This is a genomic window from Haloactinomyces albus (assembly GCF_031458135.1).
Taxonomy (GTDB): domain Bacteria; phylum Actinomycetota; class Actinomycetes; order Mycobacteriales; family Pseudonocardiaceae; genus Haloactinomyces; species Haloactinomyces albus.
On record NZ_JAVDXW010000001.1, the window covers coordinates 4,192,518 to 4,215,809 of the forward strand.

Sequence of the window (23,292 nt, forward strand, 5' to 3'; positions counted from 1 at the left end):
AGGAGTTCTTCCAGATCGGCGCTGCCGAGTGCTCGGGGATTGGTTTCGGGGACGACGGGCAGGATCAACTCCGCGGCCATTCCGCAGTCCTTCAATGCTCGGGGTGCGCCCAGTGTGGCTCGCAGCGCGTTGAGGCCCTCGCCGGCGACCGTGTGCGATCAGCGTGCGGCATGCGCAAGATATCCCTCCAGCCCCGTCTTACGGGCAGCCAACACTCGATCCGGCTGCCTTGCCCGGACGAGGACGGTCCCGCTGCGCGCCACCTGGAGGTCTGCACGCGATGAGGTTGCCCTCGCCCACATCCACCCGATCCTTGCCGCGGGCGGTGCAGGCGTTCCTGTCCACCGAGGCGAGCGGCACGCTGCTGCTGCTGGCAGCGACCGTGGTCGCGCTCGTGTGGGCCAACTCCCCGCTCGCCGCGAGTTACGAAGCTCTCTGGCACACCCCACTGGCGGTTCGCCTCGGCGGACTGGAACTGCAGCTGGACCTGCGGCACTGGATCAACGACGGGCTCATGGCCCTGTTCTTCTTCGTCATCGGCATGGAGGTCTCCCGCGAGTTCACCCTCGGCGAGATGCGCAACCGCCGTATGGTGGCGGTTCCGTTGCTGGCCGCGCTGGGCGGGCTGTCGATTCCCGCGGTGCTGTACCTGGTGATCAACGCCGGAGGTCCGGGAGCGATCGGGTGGGGGATCCCGATGGCCACCGACACCGCGTTCGTACTGGGTGTGCTGGCGTTGGTCGGGCCGCGATGCCCGGATCCGCTGCGGGTGTTCCTGTTGACCTTGGCCGTCGTGGACGACGTGGGGGCGATCGGTGTCATCGCGATCGTCTACACAACCGAGATCAGGATCTCCGCGCTGGTGACCGCTGTCGCGTTGTTCGTGCTCGTGCTGGTGTTGCGGCGGATCGGTATCCGGTGGGCTCCGCTGTTCACCGTGCTCGCGTTGTCGATCTGGGTGTTCACCGTCGAGTCGGGAGTGCATCCCACCGTCGTCGGGCTGGCACTGGGCGTCCTCGTTCGCGTCTACACCCCGCCGGATGTGCGGGTGCTGCGGGTCGGCGAGCTGGCCCAGGCCTTCACGCGCAATCCCACGCCGGAGCGTGGGCTTGCCGCACGACGCGAGCTGCAGGCAGCGGTGCCTCCGAACGAACGGCTCCAGCTTCGCCTGCACCCGTGGACCAGCTATGCCGTGATCCCGTTGTTCGCGCTGGCCAATGCCGGGATCCCGCTCGGGGTGGACACGTTGTCGCGGGCAGCGACATCGCGGGTGACGCTGGGCATCGTGGTCGGCTTGGTGGTCGGCAAGTTCACCGGAGTGGTCCTGGGCAGCTGGTTCGGCCTGCGGTTCGGGCTCGGGGCGCTTCCCGGCCAGTTGGTGTGGGGCCAGCTGCTCGGTGGCGCGGCCCTGGCCGGAATCGGGTTCACGGTGTCGCTGTTCATCACCGAGCTGGCCTTCGCCGAGGAAGCACTGCGCAGCGAGGCGAAGGTCGGCATCCTGGTCGGTTCGCTACTGGCCGCGGCCATCGGACGAGTGATTTTCTGGTTGGCATGGAATCGGGGCGCGGTATGTGCTCCGCCCGGAGAGGACGAAAGCGCGGAGCAGTTGCCGGACACGCTGGCCGAGCCGGTTTCCGAGGGCGACCACGTTCTCGGTCCGCCGACAGCCCCGGTCACACTCGTGGAATACGCGGACTACGAGTGTCCCCACTGCGGCGGCATGCACCCAGTGGTGCGGGACCTCCGAGCACGCTACGGGGACCGACTGCGCTTCGTGTTCCGGCACTACCCGGTCGACTCGCTGCACCCGCACGCGCGCAGAGCCGCACTCGCCGCGGAGGAAGCCGGGAGTCGAGGCCGATTCTGGGACATGCACGAACAGCTGTTCACCCACCAGCGACAGCTGGACACCGATGGTCTGGCCGCTCAAGCCGAACGGATCGGCCTCTCTGCCGAGGCGGTCACCAGCCGGAATGTGCGCAGGCACACCGACAGGGTGGATGCCGACATCGCCTCGGGTCGCGCCAGCGGTGTCCGCGGCACCCCCACCTTCTTCGTCAACGGCAGGCGCTACACCGGTGCCAACGACGCGAAGTCGCTCACGGCCGCGATCGAGGCCGCCATGCACGAGTGAACGGCGGGCTCAGTGCCGCGTTGGCGGAGCTCGGTGGCCCGGGCGAAGGCCGTTCCCGCATGCAGCGGGATCGTGATGAGGTGTTCGTGGAATACACCAAGAACGTGTGTCCGGTGTGCAAGGTCGTCGTCGGCGCCCAGGTCAACATCCGCGACAACAAGGTGTACCTGCGCAAACGCTGCCGCGAGCACGGGGGGGGGGTTCGAGGCTCTGGTCTACGGCGGTGCGCAGGCCTACCTCGATTCGGCGAGGTTCAACAAGCCGGGCACGATTCCGTTGGCGTTTCAGACCGAGGTCGCCGAGGGCTGTCCGTCGGATTGTCCGGGGGAACGTGTCGTCTTGGGGCGGGCGCGCAGGTGTGCGCGTTCGCCCTGCTTGCCGAAGAGGCTGAGGAACTCGACGGGCTCGGCATCGGCGGCGCCGAACCAGTGCGGTACGCGGGTGTCGAACTCGGCCGCTTCGCCGGGTGAGAGCACCAGATCCTGTTCGTCGAGGACGAGCCGGAGCCGTCCGTTGAGGACGTAGAGCCATTCGTAGCCCTCGTGGGTCTGTGGATCGGGTTCTCTTCGGTGGCCACCGTCCGGGATCACGAGCTTGTATGCCTGGATACCGCCGGCTCGGCGGGTCAGGGGCAGGATGGTCATGCCGTGGCAGGTAACCGGGCGCAGGTGGATGCGCGGGTCTCCGGTGGGTGGCGCGCCGACGAGTTCGTCGAGCGTGACGCCGTGGGCTCTGGCCAGCGGGAGCAGTAGTTCGAGAGTCGGCCTGCGAGCACCGGACTCCAGCCGGGACAGGGTGCTCACCGAGATGCCGGTCGCTGCCGACAGATCGGCCAGCGTGGTCTCGCGCCGCCTGCGCAGCGCGCGTAGCCGGGGTCCGGCTGCGGCGATCGCTTGGTCGAGGTCGTTGTCCATGCCGTCATTTTGCCGAATCAGCAACAAAGATTGCGATTACTGTACCCACCGGCTGGGCCGATGTCATCCGGAGCCGCTCGTGCGGCTGTCCCGGTCCCGGTGATGATGCCGGCCCGAGGTGCCTGCGTGCCGGCGCACCGCTCTGAGAGCCAACAGCACTTCCAAGGTGGTTCCGAGGCGCAGCAGTATCGGTCGCCGATGGTCGAGCATCCGCCCCAGCAGGCGTATCGCGCGGTCCAGCGCCGTCGTGGCAGGCGGGAGAAGGTCATAGCGTCATCATGTCATCGCGCTGACACTCTCTTTCCTGTCGCGCGCGAGTGATGTCGTGTCAGCGTTTTTGGCGGCGGCTGCCACCGTGCCAGTCCTCCTGTTTGCCCACTTCGCTTTCGCCGACTCCGAGTGCACGCAGTTGCGGGAGCTCACGCAGACTGCGTTTCATCTCGGCGAAACCGGGGAAGCGGGCCAGCCCGACGACGTGGTCCCAGAGCTCGAGGGCCTGCTCGTCGCTGGGAAGGCGACTGATCACCGGACCGAAGAACGCGACGCCGGTGGGAGGCTCGAAGTGCAGGATCGGCGTGCCCACATCCTTGCCGGTCAGCGCCAGCGCTTCGTCGGTTTCTGCGCGGATCTCCTCGTCCCGGCCGGCCTCGTCCAGCGCGTCGGCGAGCTCGCTCGGCAGGCCTGCCTCGGCCAGGATCGGCTCCACGAACTCGCGGGTGCCGCGGTGCCCGTGGGCTGTGGCGGTGTCGGGTACCGGTTCTCGGTCGAAGATGTGGGTTCCGAACGCGGTGTACAGGGAGGCGACGGCGTCGCGTCCGTGCTCGGCGCGGGTGCGGGCTGCCACCCGCAGCAGCCGAAGTCCTGCGGTGTGGCCCGCCTCGTACTCGGGTGGGAACTGCGCGTCGTAGTCGACCGTGGCGTTGACCAGCCGCAGCGAGATGAACCGCCAGTCCACGGTGTAGTCGCGCTGCGCCTGCACCGTGCGCACCCACTTGCTGGTCATCCAGCAGAACGGGCACACCGGGTCGAAGTAGAAATGGATGTCTGCATCGGCCATCCGCAAAGGATAACCCGGACATACCGTACGGCGGTCGGAGCTGCACCATTCAGCAGCACCCGTCCGACCACCTTGGCGTCGGGTGTGGACGGGACGAAGTACCGGAGTCGACTTCCGTCGGCGGTCTCGTGGACGGCCGATGTGCGAGGTCGACCGGTTCGTTACGGCTTGCCCACTTGACGCCGCAACCCGATAACGGTCTGATAGTGCGGCTGACTGGTGGGACCACAGCGAGGAGAATTCGATGTCCGAGCAATCCGTCCCGAGATCGTTCGCTGCGGTATCCGATATCGACCTCACGCAACCGAATCCGGCCAGGATGTATGACTACGGGCTCGGCGGTGACCACAACTTCGAGGTCGATCGCAGACAGATCCGCTTGATGCACGAGCTCAATCCGGACGGGCCGCTCGTGCCGCGCGAAAACCGGGCGTTTTTGCATCGTGCGGTGTGCTATGCCCTGGGGCGGGGCATCGACCAGTTCCTCGATCTCGGCTCGGGCATTCCCACGGTCGGCAATGTCCACGAGATCGCCCAGCGGCACAACCCGGCCGCGCGGGTGGTCTACGTCGACAACGAACAGATGACCGTGGCGCATACCCGCCACCTGTTGCGCAACAATACTCGGGCGGCCGTGGTGCAGGCTGACCTGCGTGATCCGGAGGCGGTCCTGACCGCTCCGGAGACTGCCGCGCTGCTGGACTTCGACCGGCCCGTGGCGGTGATCATGGTCGCCGCGTTGCACTACGTAAGTCCCGGCGACGACATCACCACGCTCATGCAGCGCTACCGTGCCGCCTTGACATCGGGCAGTGTCGTGGCGATCAGCCACATGACCGCCGACGACCGACCCGAGTTGATGCACCGTTTGCAGACCGAGGTCTTCGCCGACAGTTCCAGCCCGTTGACGGTGCGCACCCATGCCGACGTCACGGCCCTGTTCACGGGGTTCGATCTGATTTCTCCCGGCGTGGTCTACACCTCGCAATGGCGACCCGACCCGGCATCCGAACCGGATTCGCAGCCGGAGCGGGCGTTGACCTGGTGCGGTGTTGCGATCAAACCCTGATGCCACCAGACCTCGGTGACCTCGCGGAGGCGCCGCACGAGCGGGGCGCAGATCACGGCGATGATCCCCAGGCAGCCGCCGAGGATGAACGCGCCCTGCGTACCGAGGGTCTGGGCCTGGGCCTCGGCCGCACCGCCTGCGGCTGCCGCAGTGCCGATGGACATGGCGGCGATGAGCAGGGCGGTCCCGCCGCGCCGACCAGCTGCTGCAGGGTGTTCATGATCGCGCTGCCGTGCGCGTAGAGGTCGATTGCTGCGATCTCACGTCAACTTGGTGACACACCCCGATTGCCTTGCCCGACTGATGACCGAGAAGTGCCGCGTTGACGGTCAGGATCCCAGAAGTCGGGCGATGAATCGTCCGATCCGGCTCACCCTGCGGACCTGGACGTGCCCGGCAACGCCGTGGATCTCCCACTGCTGGTCGCATTCGGGGCACCGCCACAGTCCCATGCGGGAGGTGTCGGGTACGCACGGGTGCCCGCGCCGTCCACGTCTCATGTGCACCTTCCGGTGTAGATCGGCTTTTCACGATGTCGATTGCCGCCGAAGACTCAAGGTCGATTCGTCCGGGGAGGGTGCCTGTTGCGGAAGTTCTTCGGAGCTCGGGACCGAGTAGCGGCAACCTCGGGGTTGGTATACGCGGATTCTCGTAGGCAAGTGTCGATCGCGCGCTGACGACTGCGTATGTGCCGACTTCCGATGATGGCGGGTGAGACGGAACCGGTTTGCTCGTCGAGTCGCCGGTGTTCCCCGTGACCTGTCCGGGCGCGAAACCCTGTATCGCCGAGAGGTCATGTGAGCCTTGAGAGTACAAGGAGAACAGCAATGAGTGCACAGCAAGCGCGATCTGTGCCACGAGTGGCGACAGTTGTCGGTCTCCTGGCAGGCGCTACCGGGATCGGCATCTTGTGGAGCTCCGGAGTCGAGTTCCCGTTCACCGCCATCCTCCCACCGGACATATGGATCCTGCTGGCGATGACCGCCGTTGTCGCGTTCGCGCCGTGGCGCTGGGCGCCGGGGATAGGAGCGTTCGGCGTGCTGTTCGTCATCGTCGGATTCGTGATCAGTGGTTCGGTGCCCAATCTGTTCGGTGCGGACGGGACGAGTGTGCTTATCGGCAGTTGGGTGCAGTTGCTGGGTGTGCTCACCGCGTTCGTCGCCGGAGTGATCGCCATCCGAGTCAACTACCGCAAATCGCCTGCTCGAGCCTGAGGTGGCCGTGTCGCAGACCCGCGCACGAGCGACCGCCGTGGCAGGCACGATCGATCCGCACCGACGGGGTGACGGGCCGCTCGGACGTGGTCAGCCGAGAAAGGCCGTCAGCGTCCGCGTGAGACCACGCGGGACCGGTGCTCACGTTTCGGCGGGGAAGGTGTCCCGGAGGATGAGAAGCTTGCGACCCGGTGTCGGAGTCCCTGCGCAGAATTGCGCACCGTCGAAGCCGCGCACGCACTGACGACCGCGCGGCTGTCGTGGAAGGACGATGGGCGATGTGAGTGAGCTACTGGTCGAAGCGACTGGCCTGACGAAGCGCTGCGGGCGGCGTCATGCGATCGACAACGTCGCGCTGCAGGTGCGCCGAGGTGAGGTCTACGGTTTTCTGGGCCCCAACGGGGCGGGCAAGACCACCACGCTGCGCATCCTGCTCGGCCTGATCCGGCCGACCTCGGGATGGCCGACATGCGGATGCTGATCCGGCGGTTGGGCACCGGTGGGCAGACCGTGCTGCTGTCCAGTCACTTGCTCGGTGAGGTCCAGCAGGTCTGCGATCGTCTTGGTGTGATCTCCGAGGGCACGTTGTTGCGCCAGGGCACCGTGAGTGAACTTCGCGGCCTCGGCGTTCTGCGTGTCGCGGCGGAACCGTTGGAGCGGGCGCGCGTACAGGTGGAGGAGCTGCTGGGAGCGGACAAGGTCACGGTGCGGGACGGCACGTTGTATCTGAACGTGGATCCCGACCGGGCCTCCCGGATCAATCGGCATTTGGTGCTGGTCGTTTGGATCGCATCCAGAGATTTTCTGGCCTGGTCGGGCTGCTCGTCGAACACCAGCAGCGCGACCCCGGCCTGCATCGCGACCGCCGAGAAACCGTGCCCGGCGATGTCGTGTACCTCTTTGGCGATTCGCATCCGCTCTTCCAGGGCAGCTCGGGCGGCGAGATCCCGGTGCATGCGCTGCATCGCCGCGGCCCGTACATGCGCCAGAGCTCCCAGAGACCAGGGAATGATCAGCCAGCTCGCCCAGAGGACAAGCATCAGACCGGCCATGCCGACCTGGTTGAGCAGCCGAGAGATCACGGCCGCGCTGATCACCGCGGTGGCCACGTCGCAGGCCATCAGCGATCTGGCCAATGTGTGGAGCCTGGCTACCTCGAACATGGCCACGACCATGCACAGTTGGATCGGGCCGTACGGATAGCCCGCCAGCAGGTACGGAGCGATCATCGTGACCGCACCACCGAGCGCGAACAGCGGCGCGGTCACCTTCTCCGGCGACACCGCCTACACCGACAACATCCCCTGGCTCGCCCACGGCGGCGACGCCCTGCTGCACGAGGCGTTCAACCTCGGGGGAAGCAACTATCCGGCGGCGGTCCGCGATCACATGCTCGAATCTCATGTGGAGGCGCAGAAGGTCGGTCCCATCGCCCAACGCAGCCAGGACCGAAGACTGGTGCTTACCCACATCGGCGATCTCGGGCACACGCCGCTGGACACTGCCCTGTGGGCGAAATGGGCGAAAAAACGGCTACGACGGCGAGGTGACCGTCGGTGAGGACCTGCAGCGGATAGTGCTTGCGTGATCACGATTTCGCACTCCGCCCACCCGCTGTGGAGTAGGGGTAGGTGGCGAGCGCAGTGGCAAGTCCGCCCGCCACATCCACCCCGGCCTGACCCGCACCAGCGCCAGGACGCACCGGTGCGGGCTCGTCGGCTGGTGAGTCCTCAGCTCACCTTCGCGCCGATGTGTAGTGCCACGCCGTCCTGGGCGGCGATATCGGCGCGGAACCAGCCGTTGTCGTCGACGGTGTAGGTCGGGCCCGTGCACCCCGTGCCGGTGACCTCGCCGTGGAAGACGTCGCAGTAGGTTCCCGCAGGCAGGGAGGTGTGGAACGAGCGGCCGGTCAACGCCGAGTTCTCGCCGTTGAGGACGAGGTACCCGCGATCGCCGCGGCCGAACGCGATGGCGTCGTTGCCGTTGTCCCACCACCGGTTCACCGAGGTGCCCTGAACGACGTTGTGGAACTCGACCATGTTGGCGATCCGTGGCTGCCGGTGCTCGCACTGCCAGGCCGCCGAGGAGCAGTCGGTGTCCTCGGTGATGCCGGAGCTGTCGGCGGGCGGGCCCGCGTCGGGATCGGAGAAGGTGTAGCTGCTCATCACCCGTGGTGTGCCGTAGGTCCAGGCCAGCATGAAGGCGTTCGCCAGCTCGTGGGTTCGACCGTCCTGATGGGTCAGCACGTCGCTGTGCCGCTGGGTGTCGTGGTTGTCGGTGAACACCACGGCCTGTTCCGAGGGCAGCACCGAGGCGAAGGTCCGCAGGTAGGCGAGCTTCTCGTGGTCGAAGATCTTGGCCAGGTCGCGGCCGTAGCGGAATTCGGTGACGTCGCCGTTGCCGGTGTACTCCTCGGGTGTGATCGGTTCGCCCGCGCCGTGGATCACCTCCTGGTAGAGGTAGGCCGGTTCGGTGAGCTCGGCCTTGATCGCGGCGATGTCCGCCGCAGGCATGTGCTTGGCGGCGTCGATGCGGAAACCGTCCACGCCCAGTGCGAGCAGGTCGTCGAGGTAGCCTGCGATCCGCTCCTGCACCCGGGTGCTGCCGGTCGCCAGGTCGGCGAGGTTGACCAGCTCGCAGTTCTGCACCTCGTAGCGGTCCTGGTAGTTCTCGATGTCGTCGTCGCCGTTGCGTCCGCAGTGGTGGAAGTCGTCGTAACCGTAGAGCCCCGGGTACTCGTAGTGCGAGTACTGCGACCCCGCACTCCCGGTGCCCGAGCTGTTCTGTCCGGTCATGTGGTTGATGACGGCATCGGCGTAGACCTTCACCCCGGCGGCGTGGCAGGTGTCCACCATGGACTCGAATGCCTGCCGGTCACCCCGGCGGGTGCCGAGCCGGTAGCTGACCGGCTGGTAGTCCTGCCACCACGGGTGTCCTGCCGCAGGCAGCACCACGTGTTCCTGCGGCGGGGACACCTGCACCGCGCCGTAGCCCTTCGGGCCGAGCACGTCGGTGCACTCGCGGGCCACCGAGTCCCAGTTCCACTGGAAGAGCTGAACGATGACGTCCTTACCGTCCGGTGCGGCTGGTTGTGCCCCGGCCACGGCGGCCGGGGCGGTGACGGTTGCGAGAGTGGCGGCCGCGGCGACCGCCAGCGCTCGTAATCGCATGGTTGATCCTCCGTTCGTTCCGGGTCGACAAACCGCGGCGCAGTGCGACCGCGGGCGGAGTGGGGCGGCCGGGACCGACCGCACGGGCGGGCCTCAACGGGCAGGGACGGACCTCACCCCTTGACACTGCCTGCGGAGAGACCGGACACCAGGAACCGCTGCACGACGTAGAAGACGACCACCGCGGGGATCGCCACCAGTATCGAGGCCGCCGAGAGGTGCCCCCACTCGGCACGGTTCTGCTGCACGAACAGTTGCAGTCCGACCGCGAGGGTCTTCGACTCGTCGGAGGCCGACAGGAACGCCGAGGCGAAGGCGACCTCACTCCAGGCGATGATGAATGCGTAGAACCCGGTGACGGCCAGCCCCGGCTTGGCCAAGGGCAGCACGAGCCGCCAGAACACGCCGAACGGGTTCAGCCCGTCGACCCGCCCGGCCTCGTCGATGTCGGCCGGGATCGAATCGAAGTAGCCCTTGAGCATGTAGGTGCAGAACGGGATCGCGGTGCTGCAGTACACCAGCACAAGGCCGAACCAACTGCCCTGCAGGCCGAGCTTGAGCAGCAGGTTGTACAGCGGCACGATCAGGACCGCGAACGGGAACATCTGGATGATCAGAAACGACAGCATCAGCTTGCCCCGGCCCGGGAACCGGAACCGGCTTGCGGCGTAGGCGGTGCTGGCGGCCAGCAACACCGCGAGCACGGTGGTCGCCGCGGCGATGAGCACCGAATTGCCGAACCAGGTCAAAAACGGACCTCGTTGACCGGTGAGGATGTCGCGGTAGTTCTGCAGGCCGGACTCGTTGAACAGGCTGGGTGTCGCCTCGATCGCCTTGGAATCGGGTTTGAACGAGGTCACCGCCACCCAGAACACCGGGAACACCGCGATCACCGAGGAGGTGATCAGTGCTGCGTGCAGGCCGATGGCGGCGAGCGGGGAACGGTGGCCCCTGCCCCGGCCGCGCACGGGTTGTGTGGCCGGGGCGGAGGATCGCAGGGAAGTCGCGTCGAGAGTCACTTCTACAGCTCCTCACCCTGGGCGCGCAGCACGCGCCGGTAGACGGTGGCGAACACCAGCAGGACCGACAGGATCAGCACGCCGTAGGTCGAGGCGATCGCGTAGTCGCGGGTGGCCCCGGAGAAGAACCGTTCGAAGGCGTAGGTGATCAGGATCCGGGTGTGCGGATTTTGCCCCGTGATCAGGTAGATCACCGGGAACATGTTGAACGTCCAGATCACGCCGAGCAGCACCACGGTCGCCGACACCGGACGCAGCCCGGGCAGGGTCACGTGGCGGAATCGTTGCCAGGCACTGGCCCCGTCCATCTCGGCCGCCTCGTAGAGGTCGGAGGGGATGGACTGCAGACCACCGAGCAGGGCCACCATCATGAACGGCACGCCCAACCAGACGTTGACCACGATCACCGAGGCCAGGGCCAGCCAGGACTGGCCCAGCCACACCTGCGGAGGCAACCCCACCAGTTCGAGCAGCCAGTTGATCAGGCCGTACTGCGAGTTGAACAGAAATCGCCAGGCGAAGGCGCTGATGAACATCGGCACCGCCCACGGCAGGATCAGCATCACCCGGTACAGGCCACGAAACCGCACCTGGCGGTTGAGCAGCATCGCCAGTACCAGACCGACCGTGTAGTGCAGGAAAACGCACACGAAGGTCCACACGAGAGTTCGTGCCAGGGTGGCCCAGAACGCGCCGTAGGAGGCGTCGCCGGAGAGCACGTTGAGGTAGTTGCGCAGCCCGACGAACTCGTAGGAGGCCTCGCGGTCCAGGACGGGATTGCCGATGTTGTTCGCGTTGATGTCGGTGAAGGTGAAGTACAGCCCCTGCAGCAGCGGGAACAACACCAGCAGTCCCACCACCACGACGACCGGCAGAGCCATCGCGTAGGCGTACCAGTGCTTGGTGAGCACGGCGCGCAGGCGGCGGCTCCGGGCAGGAGCCGTCGCGGTGCGCCCGCGTTCGGCGGTGACAGTCATATCGCTGCCCTCCAGCCCGGTCATTTCTTCGTGTAGTCGGGGACGACGACGTCGCTGTAGGTCTTGGCGACCTGGTCCATGGCCTCTTGTGCTGTCTTTTGACCGGCGAGCAGCTGGGCGTAGCCGGTGTTCAGCGGGTCGAACAGGGCGTCACCGGCAGGAATCCAGGCGCGTTCGTGGGCGGTTTCGAGGATCGGTGCGAAGGCCGAGACGATGGGGTTGGCAGCGACCTCGGGGCTGTCGTAGACCGATTCGCGGGTGGGCAGCAAGCCCAGTTCGGCGGCGATGGTGGCCTGCGACTGTGCGCTGCTCATGCACTCGATGAACTTGGTCGATGCCTCGTCGGCGTCGGTTCCTTGCCGAATGACGTAGTTGTGCCCGCCGACGGGGCTGTTGCCCTCGGCGGTGGTGGGGCCGGGTACGGGGGCGATCCCGAGGTTGTTCGGATCGCTGAAGGCCTCCGATTCCAGGAAGCCGGCAGCGGCCCAGGGGCCGTCGATGACCATCGCGACCCGGCCGGAGGTGAAAGCGGTCTTCATGTTGTTGTAGGAGTTCTTGCGGTCGAGCGCTGTTTGCGCGGCGCCGGCATCGAGCAGGTCCTTGGCGATGCGCACCCCCTGCACGCTTTGCCGTGAGTTCACCGTGATCGTCTTCGACTCGGCGTCGACGAGGCTGCCGCCGGTGCTGTAGACGAAGGGCAGCGCGTAATAGCCGTCGTTGTTGAGGAAAAAGGCGTTGCGACCGCCGAGCTTCGGTGCGATCTCCTTGAGTTCCTCCCAGGTCTCGGGGGGCTGCACACCTGCCTCGGCGAGTTTCCGCTTGTTGTAGTAGAGCGCGAGCGTATCGGTGACCTGCGGGACGGCGTAGGTCTTGCCCTCGAACTTGGTCGAGGCGAGTGCCACGTCGAGGAAGTCGGAGGTGTTCTTGGCCAGCCGGGTTTCCGAGAGGTCCTTGATCAGCCCGTTGTTGGCGAGCTGGGCGACCCAGGCGACTTCGGCGCGCAGCACGTCCGGCCCCTGACCGCCCTGGGCGGCGGTCTTGAAGTTGTTCAGCGCCTGGTCGAAGGCCACGGTCTCGACCTCGACCTGGTATCCGCCCTGACGCGCGCAGTCCCGGGCCAGTTTCTCGAACACGGGGTGTTCGCTGGGACCGCTGGTGTCCCAGAAGACGACCTTGTTCGAGTTGCCCACGCCGCCTGCTCCGCCGCACGCGGTGAGTGTGAGCGCGCCGACCACTCCGAGCGCTGCGGCTCTCAGGATCTTCGCTCGTTTCATGCTGCCGTCCCTTCCGTGCTCTCGACCCGTCCTGCAAGTCGTTGCAAGTTTTTGCTATTGATTGCCGCGAAGTTCATACCTGATGCCGGGGAGGAGTCAAGACTTTCGGTGAAAATCGGGTGAAATACCGCTGAGTGGCGGAGTAAGCGTTGCAAAAATTTTCGATCTCGTGCAGGATCATCACGACAGCAATGAGCAGGGGAGGGGCCGATCGATGGCGGGCCTGTCCGAGATCGCGCGGGTGTCCGGAGTGAGCGTCTCGACGGTGAGCAGAGTGCTCAATCGCCGGGCCGGGGTCAACGAGGAGACCCGGCAACGAGTGCTGGCCGCGCTCACCGAGATGCCGCACACCGCCCGCGGTATGGGGGCGCTGCGGCGTACCGGCGTGATCGGGCTGCTGGTGCCGGAACTGTCCAACCCGGTCTTTCCGGCTTTCGCCGAAGCGCTGGAAACTCGTGCGTCCCGCTCCGGCTACGCCTCGCTGCTGTGCAACACCACCGCGGCGATGACCGAGGAGGAGTACGTGCGGATGCTTCTCGCTCGAGGGGTCGAGGGCATGGTGTTCGTCTCGCCCGAGGTCGCCAATGTCGAACCCGCCGGGGAGCATCCGCCCCCGGCGAGCGGATACTACGACAGGCTGCTGGCAGATGGCGTGCAGATGGTCTTCGTCAACGGCGGTGCTCCCTCTCTGGAGGTGCCGGACGTGGCCGTCGACGAACAGCTCGCCGGCTACACCGCGACTCGGCATCTGCTCGAGTTGGGGCACCGGCGGATCGGTTTCGTCTGCGGCCCGGCACACTCGCTGCCCTCACGCCTGAAGAAGGCGGGATGGGCGGCGGCCCTGGAGGAGTTCGGATGTGCCCCGGCAGCGTCACTGGTCGCGCATGCGCCGTTCGGCCCGGCCGGTGGGACGGAGGCCATGGGGCGTCTGCTCGATACCGCAGGGCCGACTGCGGTCATCTGCTCCTCCGATCACATGGCACTGGGTGCGATGCGGGAGGTGCACAGCCGTGGCCTGTCGGTGCCCTCGGACATCTCGGTCGTGGGTTTCGACGACATTCCGCTCGCCTCGTACTGTTCCCCGGCGTTGACGACGCTGGCACAGCCGATCGAGGAGATGGCACGCGCCGCGATCGACGAGCTCCTGCAGCGTCTGGCCCCCGATCAACCCGACCGTGCATCGGAGACCTACAGCCGGGTCTTCCGTCCGAGCCTCGTCGTCCGGGAGTCCACGGCAGCACCCCGCAGCTGACGCCGGTACACCGGGCATTCAGCAGGGCTCCGGATGATTCCCCGGAACGCCGACACGTTCCCGCCGACTAGGCATCAAGCAGAGGAGGAGTGGCATGACCAGCAGCGTGACCGACGAGTGGTGGCGCGAGGCCGTGATCTACCAGGTCTACGTGCGCAGTTTCGCCGATACCGACGGCGATGGGGTCGGCGACCTCGCCGGTGTTCGTTCCCGGTTGTCGCACCTGGTGGAGCTCGGCGTGGACGCGGTGTGGCTGACGCCGTTCTACCCGTCACCGATGGCCGACGGGGGCTACGACGTGGCCGACTACCAAGGCGTGGATCCCTTGTTCGGCACCGTGCGGGATTTCGACGCGCTGCTCGACGAGGCGCACCGGTCGGGGGTGCGTGTACTCGTCGACATCGTGCCCAACCATACTTCGGAGCAGCACGCATGGTTTCGAGCGGCGCTGGGGGCACCGCCCGGCGATCCCGCGCGGGACTGGTACATGTTCCGGGACGGGCGCGGGGAGAACGGTGAGCTGCCCCCGAACGACTGGGAGTCGATCTTCGGTGGTCCCGCTTGGACTCGGGTCGACGACGGCCAGTGGTACCTGCACCTGTTCAGCCCCGAGCAGCCCGACCTCAACTGGCGCAACCCCGAGGTGCGTTCCGCATTCGCCGACATCCTGCGGTTCTGGCTGGACCGCGGTGTCGACGGGTTCCGCATCGACGTCGCGCACGGCATGATCAAGCATCCCGAACTGCCCGATACCGGCATGGAGCACCAGATCGGGCTGCTCGGACACGGCGATTTGCCGTACTTCGACCAGGATGAGGTGCACGAGATCTACCGGGAGTGGCGCAAGCTGCTCGACTCCTACCCGGGCGCGCGGATCGGTGTCGCCGAGGCGTGGGCGTCCACCAGTGAGCGGCTGGCCCGCTATGTTCGCCCGGACGAGCTGCACCAGGCGTTCAATTTCGCCCTGCTGGAATCGGAGTGGTCGGCGAAGCTCTTCCGCGGCGTGGTGGACGCTTCGATGCAGGCCACCGGTGCTGTGGGCGCGACGACGACCTGGGTTCTGGGCAACCACGACGTGCAGCGTCCGGTGACTCGTTACGGCGACGGCGAGCAGGGGCTGCGGCGGGCGCGCGCTGCAGCGCTGTTGACCCTGGCACTGCCCGGCTCGGTCTACATCTACCAGGGCGAGGAGCTGGGACTTTCCGAGGTGGTGGATCTGCCGGACGAGGTGCGCCAGGATCCGATCTGGACGCGATCGGGGGGCACCGACCCCGGTCGGGACGGCTGCCGTATCCCGATTCCGTGGGAGGGCGCGCAGGCACCTTTCGGGTTCGGACCCGCGGATTCGGTCGCCAGCTGGCTGCCTGTGCCGGAGAGCTGGGAATCGATGTCGGTCGCCGTGCAACGCGACACCGACGGCTCGACGCTGCGCCTGTACCAGCACGCGCTGGCCCTCCGCCGAGAACACGCCGCGCTCGGTGACGGCACGATGCGGTGGCTCAGCACTCCCGACGATGTCCTCGCTTTCACCCGTGATCCCGGTTTTGCTCTCGCCATGAACTTCGGCGCGGATCCGGTGGAGCTGGAAGTGCCGGGGCGAGTGCTGTGCGCGAGTGGCCCGGTCGAGGCCGCCGATGGGCGGGTGGTACTGCCCGGCGAGACCGCTGTCTGGCTCGACCGGTCGTAATCGATGTAGTGAGTGGCTCCGGGGGCGGGAAGATGCCCCCGGAGCCACGTCATTTCAGGCTCCCAGTCGGGCGCCGGTGTCGGGGTGGAACAGGCGGATCTCGTCGAGGTCGCGCACAGCCAGGGTCACGCTCTGACCGATCGCGGGTGGCTTGCGCCCGTCGACACGGACCACGAAGCGTCGCGGGCTGCCCTCGACGTCGACGGAACCGTGCACGAGCGCGTCGGCACCGAGTTCCTCGACGAGGTCGACGGTCATCTGCAGACCGTCCTCGGCATCCGAGACGAGGTGCAGAGCCTCCGGGCGCACACCGAAGGTGACCGTGTCGAGCCCCGCGGCGGCGTCGAGGTTATGGCGGGCCAGCGGAACGGTGTGCCCGCCCAGAACCGCACCTTCGGCGGTCAGCGGCACGGTTTCCAGGTTCATCGCGGGGGTGCCGATGAATCCGGCGACGAACGCGTTGGCGGGGTTGTCGTAGAGCTCGCGCGGTGTTGCGACCTGCTGGAGTGCCCCGTCGGCCAGTACCGCCACCCGGTCGCCCATCGTCATCGCCTCGACCTGGTCGTGAGTGACGTAGACGGTGGTCGTACCCAGCTTCTTCTGCAGTGCTGCGATATTGGCCCGTGTTTCCACCCGGAGCTTGGCATCCAGGTTGGACAGTGGCTCGTCCATGAGAAACACGCTCGGGTCGCGCACGATCGCCCGACCCATCGCCACCCGCTGGCGCTGGCCACCGGAGAGGGCTTTGGGTTTGCGATCGAGGTAATCCTGTAGGTCCAGCAGATCCGCGGCCTCGGTGACCTTGCGCCGAATTACCTCCTTGGGCGTCTTGCGTAACTTGAGCGCGAATCCCATGTTCTCGGCAACCGTCATGTGCGGGTACAGCGCATAGGACTGGAAAACCATCGCGATATCACGCCCTTTGGGCGGCTTCTGCGTCACGTCGGAAGGCCCGATGTGGATGGATCCTTCGTCGACGTCCTCCAAACCGGCGAGCATCCGCAGCGCCGTGGATTTGCCCGATCCAGAAGGTCCTACCAGGACGAGGAATTCACCGTCGTCGACGTCCAGGTTCAAGGAACCCACCGCCCGGACCGGTGGGGTGCCCGGATAGACCCGTGAGGCGTCGACGTAGCTGACTTCGGCCATGCTTTTCTTCCGTTCTGCTCGGCCCCTGTCCAGGGGGTTTCGGGTTTCCAGAGGTGAACGGCCGCTTCGTCGCGACTACCGCCGAAGATGTTGCGGTATCGTTCAAGATTGTACGTGGGAATGCGCCGTCGAGTCACGAAATTATTCGGTGCGGATTTCCCCGCGCGGATTCCTGGTACGGGGTGCTTGTGCGGGGTTCGGGGGTATAGGTGTTTTGCCGTGTAGTACGCTGCGCCGTCTCGGCCGAACTCACCGAACGGTGGCGATTCGCCACGATCGATCGCACGGATCGTCGGTCTGCCGATAAGGGCGAACACCAGTTATCCGTACGTCGGATGTGACGTTTGGATCGCTGAGGCAGCCGCATCGTCGCAGCGAGTCACCAGCCTTCGGCCGCGGGATCTCTAGAGCCGATGGTTGTCGGCCAGTTCCCGTGCGGTGGTGAGGACGTTTTCGTCGAGGGCGACCGGGGTCAAACCGAAGCGGTGATCGTAGGCGTCGAGGACGGCTCCTTCGAGGGAGTCCAGGGTCAGTGCTGGTGCTTCGGTGCGTATCGAGCCGACCGAGTCACCGTCGAACGGCAGCCCGAGCGCGTCGTAGACCTCGGCGAGCAGCGGCCGCAGCACGTCGGCACCATCGACGATGGCCACTGCGCTGAACAACCACGCACGGCGGAGAATCCGTTGTGCGGTGCCGACGAGCTTCACATGCCCTCGTGCGTTGACGCTGTAGGCGCCGGGGCAGTACTCACCCGGTACGGCTCCGGTGCGCGCGTCCACGCCGTGTGCGCGCAGCACCTCGGTCCACAGGTCCGCGTAGCCGCTGAACCGGTCGTCCATTCCGGACAGTGCCTCGGGATCGGTGTCGATGTGGTCGACGATGAGGGAGTCTTCGGTGTAGGCGACGGCGCGGCCACCCGGAGCGCGCAGGACCGGCGTGAATCCGGCCTTGTTGACGACCTCGACCGCTGCGTCGAACCCGGGCCGCCGGGTGTCGCGCCGACCGAAGGCCACCACCGGGGCCGTGGGGCGATACACCCGAAGAACCGGGCCCGACTCGCTCTGTCCTGCCCGGCGCACGAGCGCGTGTGCCACGGCCACCTCGAGTGCTTGGTCCGTGTTCGTCTCGAGTGCGCCGCGATGCAGGTCCACGGGCCCGGCCTCCTCAGGGTGGTTTCGGCTTCGCTGCCGTTGAACCCGTCGACGTCGATGTGCGTGTGTGAAGTGTCTGCCCAACCGGAAACACCTCACGGTGAATACCCTCGACCGTACAGGGCGGTGGTGGTCACTGGTGCGTGGCGAGTGCGCCGCGTGCGGACCGAGCAGAGGACGAGGTAGTGGCGAGGACGAGCAGCGGGAGCGATTCCGGTCGGGCCGTGCGGCCGCGCAATCGTCGGGACCTCATCACGGCGGCAGCGTCGGAGTTGTTTCATCGGCAGGGCTATACCCAGGTCGGTATGAGTGACATCGCCGAGGAAGTCGGCGTCCGGCCGTCGGCGCTGTACCGCCATGTCGACGGTAAGCAACAACTGCTGGTGCGTGCGGTGCTCGGTGAGCTGCGCCCGTTTGTTGAGCTGCTGGATGGTGTGCACGCCGAGAATGCCGACCGTGTGGTGGTGCGCTTGGCCACGATGGCTCTCGAGCATCGTCGACTCGGTGTGCTTTGGCAGCGGGAAGCGCGCAACGTCACCGGGCAGGCTCGGGAGGAACTCAAGGAAGCACTGCGCCGTGTCGCTTCGGGGCTAGGCGATCTTACGCGTGCCTGTCATGCCGGGCTCGGCGCGGAGGACGCCCGTTTTCGGGGGTGGTGCCTGTTCAGTACGGTGACCAGCCCGTCGTATCACCGCCTGGATCTGCCGAGAGCCGATTTCGAGGTGCTGCTGACCGAGATGGTTCGGGCGATCATCGAGCGGCCCGTGCTCGCGTCCCGTTCCACTGCGAACGAGGCAGGTGCGGTCTCGGAGAACGTGGCCCGGCATCGCGTGGCCCGGCGCGGACTGCTGCTGTCGGCGGCGACGCGGTTGTTCGCCGAGCGTGGGTACGCGGCAGTGACCATCGAGGACATCGGTGCTGCGGTCGGTATTACCGGTCCCAGCGTGTACAGCCACTTTGCCAGCAAGCAGGACCTCCTCGCGAGCGTGATCACGCGGGGAGAGGCGTGGTTGGAGGTCGAGCTCGAACGGACGTTGGCCGGCGCGCACGATGCTGTCGATGCGCTCGGTGCACTGATGCGGTCGTATGCCGGGTTCGTTTCCGAGGACAGCGGGTTTATCGACATTCTGGTTGGTGAAGTCGACCATCTGCCTGGCTCGGAGCGTCACCGGGCGCGTCAGATCCAGCGTGAGTACGTGACCGAGTGGGTGGCCCTACTGCGCGAGGCTCGTCCGGAACTCGACGAGTCGGCCGCGGGCATCCTTGTGCACGCAGCACTGACCGTCGCCAACGACATGGCGCGGACCGGGTCCTTGCGCGACATCGATGCGGTCGTCGGGGTCGGTCGGTCGTTGCTGTTCGACGTGCCTGCCCGGCCATGCCCTGACGGCCCCGAGTCGTCCGGTGCCACCTCGTGACCGCTCCGGCCACGTTGACTCCATTGCGGCGATACGGGCCTATTCGCTATTCACCTAATGAGTAAATTCCCAGGTAATAGTGGGTGTATGCAGTGATTGATCCTAGTGTCGAGTCACTTGCATATTGACGGGCACGGTTGCTGCGGCTACTGTTCGGCAGTGAGCTTCGCGGCGGTGGCTGAGGCGATTCCTCGGGCGTTCAGCACCGATGTGCGGGTCCCGGCGGCGCATTGTGTGGTTGCGTAACCAGTTGCGTAACCAACGGTGTGGCCCACCCTGCGGCCATAGGCACACGGCACGAAGAGTCGACGAGGATCCGGAGGAGATCGCTCCGCCTCGACCGGGTCGTTCGTGCACGGCGAGTGAAGCCGGAAGGAGAGGTGTGATGAACTCACTGTGTAGCTGCTTGTGCAATCAGGCAGGACATGTAGGCCGGTGTCAGGAGATTGCCGAATCCGGGCTGTACTTGCCGGACGGTCAACCGCGCATCCGCCCGATCGGCGTTGTGTGCCGCCCGTGCTATCAGGCCGCGCTTGGTCGCCCTCGGGATGCCCGCGAGGCGATACCGGCCGGTTCCCACGCCGGTGTCAGCCGCTGGCTTCGGTCCACGCACGAGGAGAGCAGAAGACGCGGCTAGGTCGGTGCCGTTTCCGGAAAGGTCACGTCCGCACCGTATCCGAGGATCGGCCACCAGCGCGTGGCCGCAACAGCGAGTGAGAGAGCGAGGAACCTTGGTCGAGATGACCGGTGACCAGAACGCCACGAGTACCGCGGATGGTTCGGCTGCGCGGTTGCGCAAGGTGTTGGTGGCGAATCGTGGTGAGATTGCGGTGCGGGTGGTGCGTGCGTGTGCGGATGCGGGCATGGCCAGTGTGGCGGTGTATGCCGAGCCGGATGCGGGGGCGCCGTTCGTGCGGTTGGCTGATGAGGCGTTTGCGTTGGGTGGGGCCACGGCGGCGGAGAGTTATCTGGATATCGGCAAGATTGTGGAGGTGGCTTGCCGGTCGGGGGCGGATGCGGTGCATCCGGGGTATGGGTTTTTGTCGGAGAATGCCGAGTTCGCCGAGGCGGTGTTGGCGGCGGGGTTGGTGTGGATCGGTCCGTCGCCGCAGGCGATTCGGGATCTGGGGGACAAGGTCACCGCGCGGCATATTGCCACTGCTGCGGGGGCGCCGTTGGTGCCGGGCACGCGGGAGCCGGTGGCCGGGTCGGCGGAGGTGGTGGCCTTTGCCGAGCAGTACGGGTTGCCGGTGGCGATCAAGGCGGCCTTTGGTGGGGGTGGCCGGGGGTTGAAGGTGGCTCGGAGTGTGGCCGAGATTCCGGAGTTGTTCGATTCGGCGGTGCGGGAGGCCGAGGGGGCCTTCGGCCGGGGTGAGTGTTTCGTGGAGCGGTATCTGGACCGGCCGCGGCATGTGGAGGCCCAGGTGTTGGCCGATGTGCATGGCCGGGTGGTGGTGGTCGGTACGCGGGATTGTTCGTTGCAGCGGCGGCATCAGAAGTTGGTCGAGGAGGCTCCGGCGCCGTTTTTGACCGAGCAGCAGCGTGGCACCATTCATGAGGCCGCGCGGGCGATTTGTGTCGAGGCCGGTTATCACGGGGCCGGTACGGTGGAGTTTTTGGTCGGCGCTGATGGCACGATCTCGTTTTTGGAGGTCAATACCCGGTTGCAGGTCGAGCATCCGGTCAGTGAGGAAACCACCGGGCTGGATCTGGTTCGTGAGCAGTTCGCCATCGCCGAGGGGCGCCCGCTGGCGGTGACGGCCGATCCGCCCGCCCGGGGGCATGCCATCGAGTTCCGCATCAACGGTGAGGACGCCGGGCGTAACTTCCTGCCCACGCCGGGGGCGGTGACCCGGTTGGACTGGCCGGCCGGGCCGGGGGTGCGCATCGATGCCGGGGTGGAGACCGGCAGCGTTATCGGCGGCCAGTTCGACTCGCTGCTGGCCAAGGTCATCGTCACCGGCGACAGCCGGGCCCAGGCGCTGCAGCGGTCGGCGCGGGTGCTGGCGGAGATGACCGTGGAGGGGCTGGCCACCGTGCTGCCGTTTCACCGTGCCATCGTGGCGGACCCGGCCTTTGCCGCCGAGCACGGCGCCGAGAGTTTCACCGTGCACACCCGCTGGATCGAAACCGAGTTCGCCAACACCATCGCCCCGCACCCCGGCGCGGCCGAGCCGGCCGAGACCGAGCCCCGCAGGCAGGTCACCGTCGAAGTCGACGGGCGGCGCCTGCAGGTGTCCCTGCCCGCCGACCTGGCCGCCCCGGCCGGTGGTGGCTCCGCGGCCCCGGCCAAACCCCGCAGGCGCAGCAGCGGCGGCGCGGCAGCGGCCTCCGGCGACGCGGTCACCGCCCCCATGCAGGGCACCGTCATCACTCTGACCGTCGACGACGGCGACCACGTCGACACCGGCGACCAAATCCTGGTACTGGAAGCCATGAAAATGGAAAACCCCGTCACCGCCCACAAAACCGGCACCATCACCGGCCTGAAAACCCAACCCGGCGACTCCGTCAGCCAAGGCACCACCCTCTGCGACATCAAAGACTGACCCGGGCGGAACAACTCAAGGGTGCAGCGTTTCCGAAGCCCGCGCCATGGCCCGGGATCTGGCGGCGACCATGCTCGATGTCCCGGTCACCGACGTCGAAGTTTCCGTCGCGTTCGAGTTCGGTGGATCTCCTCAGGTTGAGGTGGGGAGCAGGCCGTAGAGGTCCTGGAGGCGAGCCCGGTGCTCGTGCGGCCGACCGAAGAGCTGGGCGGTGGCGTGGGCGCGCTTGAAGTACAGGTGCGCGTCGTGCTCCCAGGTGATCGCGATCCCGCCGTGCAACTGGATGGTCTCGGCGGCAACCGTGTTGAACGCTTCCGAGCACCACGCCTTCGCGAGTGCGGCGCGGGCCGGCAGGTCCTCGTCCCGCTGCGCGGCCGACTGCGCCGCCGCCCATGCTGCCGACCGGGCGGTCTCCACCTCGACGAGCATGTCCGCCATCCGGTGCTTGAGTGCCTGGAATGAGCCGATCGGGCGGCCGAATTGCCGCCGCTCCTTCGTATACGCCACTGTCATGTCCAGGCACCGCTGCGCCGCGCCGACCTGCATCGCTGCTTCCGCGCTGCAGGCGATGTCCCGCAGCGTCGGCAGGAAGACGTCGGCATCCGCCGACACGAGCGTGGCCTCGGCCCCGTCGAGGTCGATCACCGTCAGCCGCAAGGTCTGGTCCATCGTCGGCGAGGGAGCACGGTGCACGCCGTGCTGTGCCGGGTCGACACGGAACAGTGCGGGCCTTGAATCGATCGATGCCAGGACGAGCAGGACGTCGGCGTGGTCACCATCGAGGACGAACGCCCCGGTGCCGTCCAGCACCCAGCCGCCGTCCTGCTGTTTCGCGGTGACCGGCAGCGACCCGGTCGACCAGCTCCCGTCGGGACCGGCCCAGACGAGCGCCGCCACCGACTTGCCCGAGGCGATTCCCGGCAGCAGCTCGGCACAGGTGGTCTCGTCACCGGAGAGCAGGACGGCCTGCGCCGCGAGTACGGCTGATCCGAGCAGGGGAGAGGGGGTGAGCGCAGCACCGAGCTCCTCGAGCACCACGTGGGTTTCGGAGAGCGTGAACCCGGCCCCGCCGTACTTCTCGGGGATCGCGAGCGCAGCCACGCCGACCTGCTCGCACAGCACCGACCACAGGGACTCGTCGTACCCCTTGGGTTGTGCGACCGCAGTGCGGACCGCAGCGGAGTCCGACCGCTTGCGCAACAGGTCGCGCACCATCGTGGCGAGTTCCGCCTGCTCCGCACTCGGCGTGAACATCATG

20 protein-coding genes and 1 pseudogene are annotated in these 23,292 nt (G+C 66.8%); 11 read left to right on the plus strand and 10 right to left on the minus strand.

From position 1 onward, the window contains the following. The first annotated feature begins 280 nt into the window (after window positions 1–280). On the plus strand, window positions 281–2,134 hold the full coding sequence (gene nhaA, locus JOF55_RS19755) for a Na+/H+ antiporter NhaA (RefSeq protein WP_310276450.1): 1,854 nt from the start codon (window positions 281–283) through the stop codon (window positions 2,132–2,134). A 59-nt stretch (window positions 2,135–2,193) separates the two neighbouring features. Further along, window positions 2,194–2,455: pseudogene (locus JOF55_RS24565) on the plus strand (radical SAM protein); the annotation flags it as partial. Here the strand turns inward: JOF55_RS24565 and JOF55_RS19760 are convergent. Both JOF55_RS19760 and JOF55_RS19765 read right to left on the minus strand, forming a co-directional pair. Then, window positions 2,419–3,048: a helix-turn-helix domain-containing protein gene (locus JOF55_RS19760; protein WP_310276453.1), complete on the minus strand. Its 630-nt coding sequence runs from the start codon at window positions 3,046–3,048 to the stop codon at window positions 2,419–2,421. The pseudogene JOF55_RS24565 and the gene JOF55_RS19760 overlap by 37 nt on opposite strands. A gap of 328 nt (window positions 3,049–3,376) precedes the next feature. Then, window positions 3,377–4,105 carry a mycothiol-dependent nitroreductase Rv2466c family protein gene (locus JOF55_RS19765; RefSeq protein ID WP_310276458.1) on the minus strand — a complete coding sequence of 243 codons (729 nt, stop codon included), beginning with the start codon at window positions 4,103–4,105 and terminating at the stop codon, window positions 3,377–3,379. A 244-nt stretch (window positions 4,106–4,349) separates the two neighbouring features. On the opposite strand from JOF55_RS19765, the gene JOF55_RS19770 reads away from it, so the two are divergent. The 4 genes from JOF55_RS19770 (at window position 4,350) to JOF55_RS19785 (ending at window position 6,869) form a co-directional block, all read left to right on the plus strand. Beyond that, window positions 4,350–5,174, plus strand: coding sequence for an SAM-dependent methyltransferase (locus JOF55_RS19770; protein WP_310276460.1), 825 nt, complete (start codon window positions 4,350–4,352; stop codon window positions 5,172–5,174). Continuing rightward, complete coding sequence (locus JOF55_RS19775; protein WP_310276463.1) at window positions 5,174–5,416, plus strand: hypothetical protein; 243 nt, start codon at window positions 5,174–5,176, stop codon at window positions 5,414–5,416. The genes JOF55_RS19770 and JOF55_RS19775 overlap by 1 nt, the downstream gene beginning before the upstream one ends. 585 nt (window positions 5,417–6,001) lie before the next feature. After that, window positions 6,002–6,388 (plus strand): hypothetical protein, encoded by a 387-nt coding sequence (locus JOF55_RS19780; protein WP_310276466.1) that lies wholly within the window; start codon window positions 6,002–6,004, stop codon window positions 6,386–6,388. A gap of 271 nt (window positions 6,389–6,659) precedes the next feature. After that, entirely contained in the window at window positions 6,660–6,869 is a 210-nt protein-coding gene (locus JOF55_RS19785) for an ATP-binding cassette domain-containing protein (RefSeq protein WP_310276469.1), read from the plus strand. Between the two features lie 43 nt (window positions 6,870–6,912). Here the strand turns inward: JOF55_RS19785 and JOF55_RS19790 are convergent, their stop codons facing one another. Continuing rightward, window positions 6,913–7,617 carry a sensor histidine kinase gene (locus tag JOF55_RS19790; protein ID WP_310276472.1) on the minus strand — a complete coding sequence of 235 codons (705 nt, stop codon included), beginning with the start codon at window positions 7,615–7,617 and terminating at the stop codon, window positions 6,913–6,915. A gap of 1 nt (window position 7,618) precedes the next feature. Here JOF55_RS19790 and JOF55_RS19795 point away from each other — a divergent pair, with 1 nt between their 5' ends. After that, a complete protein-coding gene (locus JOF55_RS19795) occupies window positions 7,619–7,948 on the plus strand; it encodes an MBL fold metallo-hydrolase (protein WP_310276476.1) in 330 nt (109 codons plus the stop codon). Window positions 7,949–8,118: 170 nt separating this feature from the next. Here JOF55_RS19795 and JOF55_RS19800 read toward each other — a convergent pair whose 3' ends face one another. The 4 genes from JOF55_RS19800 to JOF55_RS19815 all read right to left on the minus strand — a co-directional run bounded on the left by JOF55_RS19800 (window position 8,119) and on the right by JOF55_RS19815 (window position 12,828). Next, window positions 8,119–9,558 (minus strand): alpha-amylase, encoded by a 1,440-nt coding sequence (locus JOF55_RS19800; RefSeq protein ID WP_310276478.1) that lies wholly within the window; start codon window positions 9,556–9,558, stop codon window positions 8,119–8,121. 113 nt (window positions 9,559–9,671) lie between these two features. Then, entirely contained in the window at window positions 9,672–10,577 is a 906-nt protein-coding gene (locus JOF55_RS19805; protein ID WP_310276481.1) for a sugar ABC transporter permease, read from the minus strand. Window positions 10,578–10,579: 2 nt separating this feature from the next. Next, the gene (locus JOF55_RS19810; protein ID WP_310276484.1) at window positions 10,580–11,554 is read right to left on the minus strand and encodes a carbohydrate ABC transporter permease; all 975 of its coding nucleotides are present in this window, start codon (window positions 11,552–11,554) and stop codon (window positions 10,580–10,582) included. Window positions 11,555–11,574: 20 nt separating this feature from the next. After that, window positions 11,575–12,828 (minus strand): extracellular solute-binding protein, encoded by a 1,254-nt coding sequence (locus JOF55_RS19815; RefSeq protein ID WP_310276487.1) that lies wholly within the window; start codon window positions 12,826–12,828, stop codon window positions 11,575–11,577. Window positions 12,829–13,042: 214 nt separating this feature from the next. Between JOF55_RS19815 and JOF55_RS19820 the strand changes: the two genes are divergently transcribed. Continuing rightward, window positions 13,043–14,080 (plus strand): LacI family DNA-binding transcriptional regulator, encoded by a 1,038-nt coding sequence (locus JOF55_RS19820; RefSeq protein ID WP_310276490.1) that lies wholly within the window; start codon window positions 13,043–13,045, stop codon window positions 14,078–14,080. Window positions 14,081–14,174: 94 nt separating this feature from the next. Continuing rightward, window positions 14,175–15,767: a glycoside hydrolase family 13 protein gene (locus JOF55_RS19825; RefSeq protein WP_310276494.1), complete on the plus strand. Its 1,593-nt coding sequence runs from the start codon at window positions 14,175–14,177 to the stop codon at window positions 15,765–15,767. 54 nt (window positions 15,768–15,821) lie between these two features. On the opposite strand, the gene JOF55_RS19830 is transcribed toward JOF55_RS19825, so the two are convergent. Then, window positions 15,822–16,916 (minus strand): ABC transporter ATP-binding protein, encoded by a 1,095-nt coding sequence (locus JOF55_RS19830; RefSeq protein WP_310276498.1) that lies wholly within the window; start codon window positions 16,914–16,916, stop codon window positions 15,822–15,824. Between the two features lie 404 nt (window positions 16,917–17,320). Continuing rightward, on the minus strand, window positions 17,321–18,067 hold the full coding sequence (locus JOF55_RS19835; RefSeq protein WP_310276501.1) for a lipoate--protein ligase family protein: 747 nt from the start codon (window positions 18,065–18,067) through the stop codon (window positions 17,321–17,323). 224 nt (window positions 18,068–18,291) lie between these two features. Here JOF55_RS19835 and JOF55_RS19840 point away from each other — a divergent pair, with 224 nt between their 5' ends. Next, a complete protein-coding gene (locus tag JOF55_RS19840; RefSeq protein ID WP_310278475.1) occupies window positions 18,292–19,485 on the plus strand; it encodes a TetR/AcrR family transcriptional regulator in 1,194 nt (397 codons plus the stop codon). A gap of 740 nt (window positions 19,486–20,225) precedes the next feature. Then, window positions 20,226–22,034: an acetyl/propionyl/methylcrotonyl-CoA carboxylase subunit alpha gene (locus tag JOF55_RS19845; RefSeq protein ID WP_310276505.1), complete on the plus strand. Its 1,809-nt coding sequence runs from the start codon at window positions 20,226–20,228 to the stop codon at window positions 22,032–22,034. Between the two features lie 132 nt (window positions 22,035–22,166). Here the strand turns inward: JOF55_RS19845 and JOF55_RS19850 are convergent, their stop codons facing one another. Next, window positions 22,167–23,291 (minus strand): acyl-CoA dehydrogenase family protein, encoded by a 1,125-nt coding sequence (locus JOF55_RS19850; RefSeq protein ID WP_310276509.1) that lies wholly within the window; start codon window positions 23,289–23,291, stop codon window positions 22,167–22,169. Window position 23,292: the final 1 nt, after the last annotated feature.

Excerpts from the sequence above, each read along its gene's own strand:
- JOF55_RS19765 (WP_310276458.1), bottom strand. The coding sequence starts at position 4,105 with ATGGCCGATGCAGACATCCATTTCTACTTCGACCCGGTGTGCCCGTTC.
- JOF55_RS19830 (WP_310276498.1), bottom strand. The coding sequence starts at position 16,916 with ATGGCCGAAGTCAGCTACGTCGACGCCTCACGGGTCTATCCGGGCACC.
- JOF55_RS19815 (WP_310276487.1), bottom strand. The coding sequence starts at position 12,828 with ATGAAACGAGCGAAGATCCTGAGAGCCGCAGCGCTCGGAGTGGTCGGC.
- JOF55_RS19850 (WP_310276509.1), bottom strand. The coding sequence starts at position 23,291 with ATGATGTTCACGCCGAGTGCGGAGCAGGCGGAACTCGCCACGATGGTG.
- JOF55_RS19845 (WP_310276505.1), top strand. The coding sequence starts at position 20,226 with ATGACCGGTGACCAGAACGCCACGAGTACCGCGGATGGTTCGGCTGCG.
- JOF55_RS19825 (WP_310276494.1), top strand. The coding sequence starts at position 14,175 with ATGACCAGCAGCGTGACCGACGAGTGGTGGCGCGAGGCCGTGATCTAC.
- JOF55_RS19820 (WP_310276490.1), top strand. The coding sequence starts at position 13,043 with ATGGCGGGCCTGTCCGAGATCGCGCGGGTGTCCGGAGTGAGCGTCTCG.
- JOF55_RS19790 (WP_310276472.1), bottom strand. The coding sequence starts at position 7,617 with ATGATCGCTCCGTACCTGCTGGCGGGCTATCCGTACGGCCCGATCCAA.
- JOF55_RS19780 (WP_310276466.1), top strand. The coding sequence starts at position 6,002 with ATGAGTGCACAGCAAGCGCGATCTGTGCCACGAGTGGCGACAGTTGTC.
- JOF55_RS19775 (WP_310276463.1), top strand. The coding sequence starts at position 5,174 with ATGCCACCAGACCTCGGTGACCTCGCGGAGGCGCCGCACGAGCGGGGC.
- JOF55_RS19785 (WP_310276469.1), top strand. The coding sequence starts at position 6,660 with ATGGGCGATGTGAGTGAGCTACTGGTCGAAGCGACTGGCCTGACGAAG.
- JOF55_RS19800 (WP_310276478.1), bottom strand. The coding sequence starts at position 9,558 with ATGCGATTACGAGCGCTGGCGGTCGCCGCGGCCGCCACTCTCGCAACC.
- nhaA (WP_310276450.1), top strand. The coding sequence starts at position 281 with ATGAGGTTGCCCTCGCCCACATCCACCCGATCCTTGCCGCGGGCGGTG.
- JOF55_RS19760 (WP_310276453.1), bottom strand. The coding sequence starts at position 3,048 with ATGGACAACGACCTCGACCAAGCGATCGCCGCAGCCGGACCCCGGCTA.
- JOF55_RS19770 (WP_310276460.1), top strand. The coding sequence starts at position 4,350 with ATGTCCGAGCAATCCGTCCCGAGATCGTTCGCTGCGGTATCCGATATC.
- JOF55_RS19810 (WP_310276484.1), bottom strand. The coding sequence starts at position 11,554 with ATGACTGTCACCGCCGAACGCGGGCGCACCGCGACGGCTCCTGCCCGG.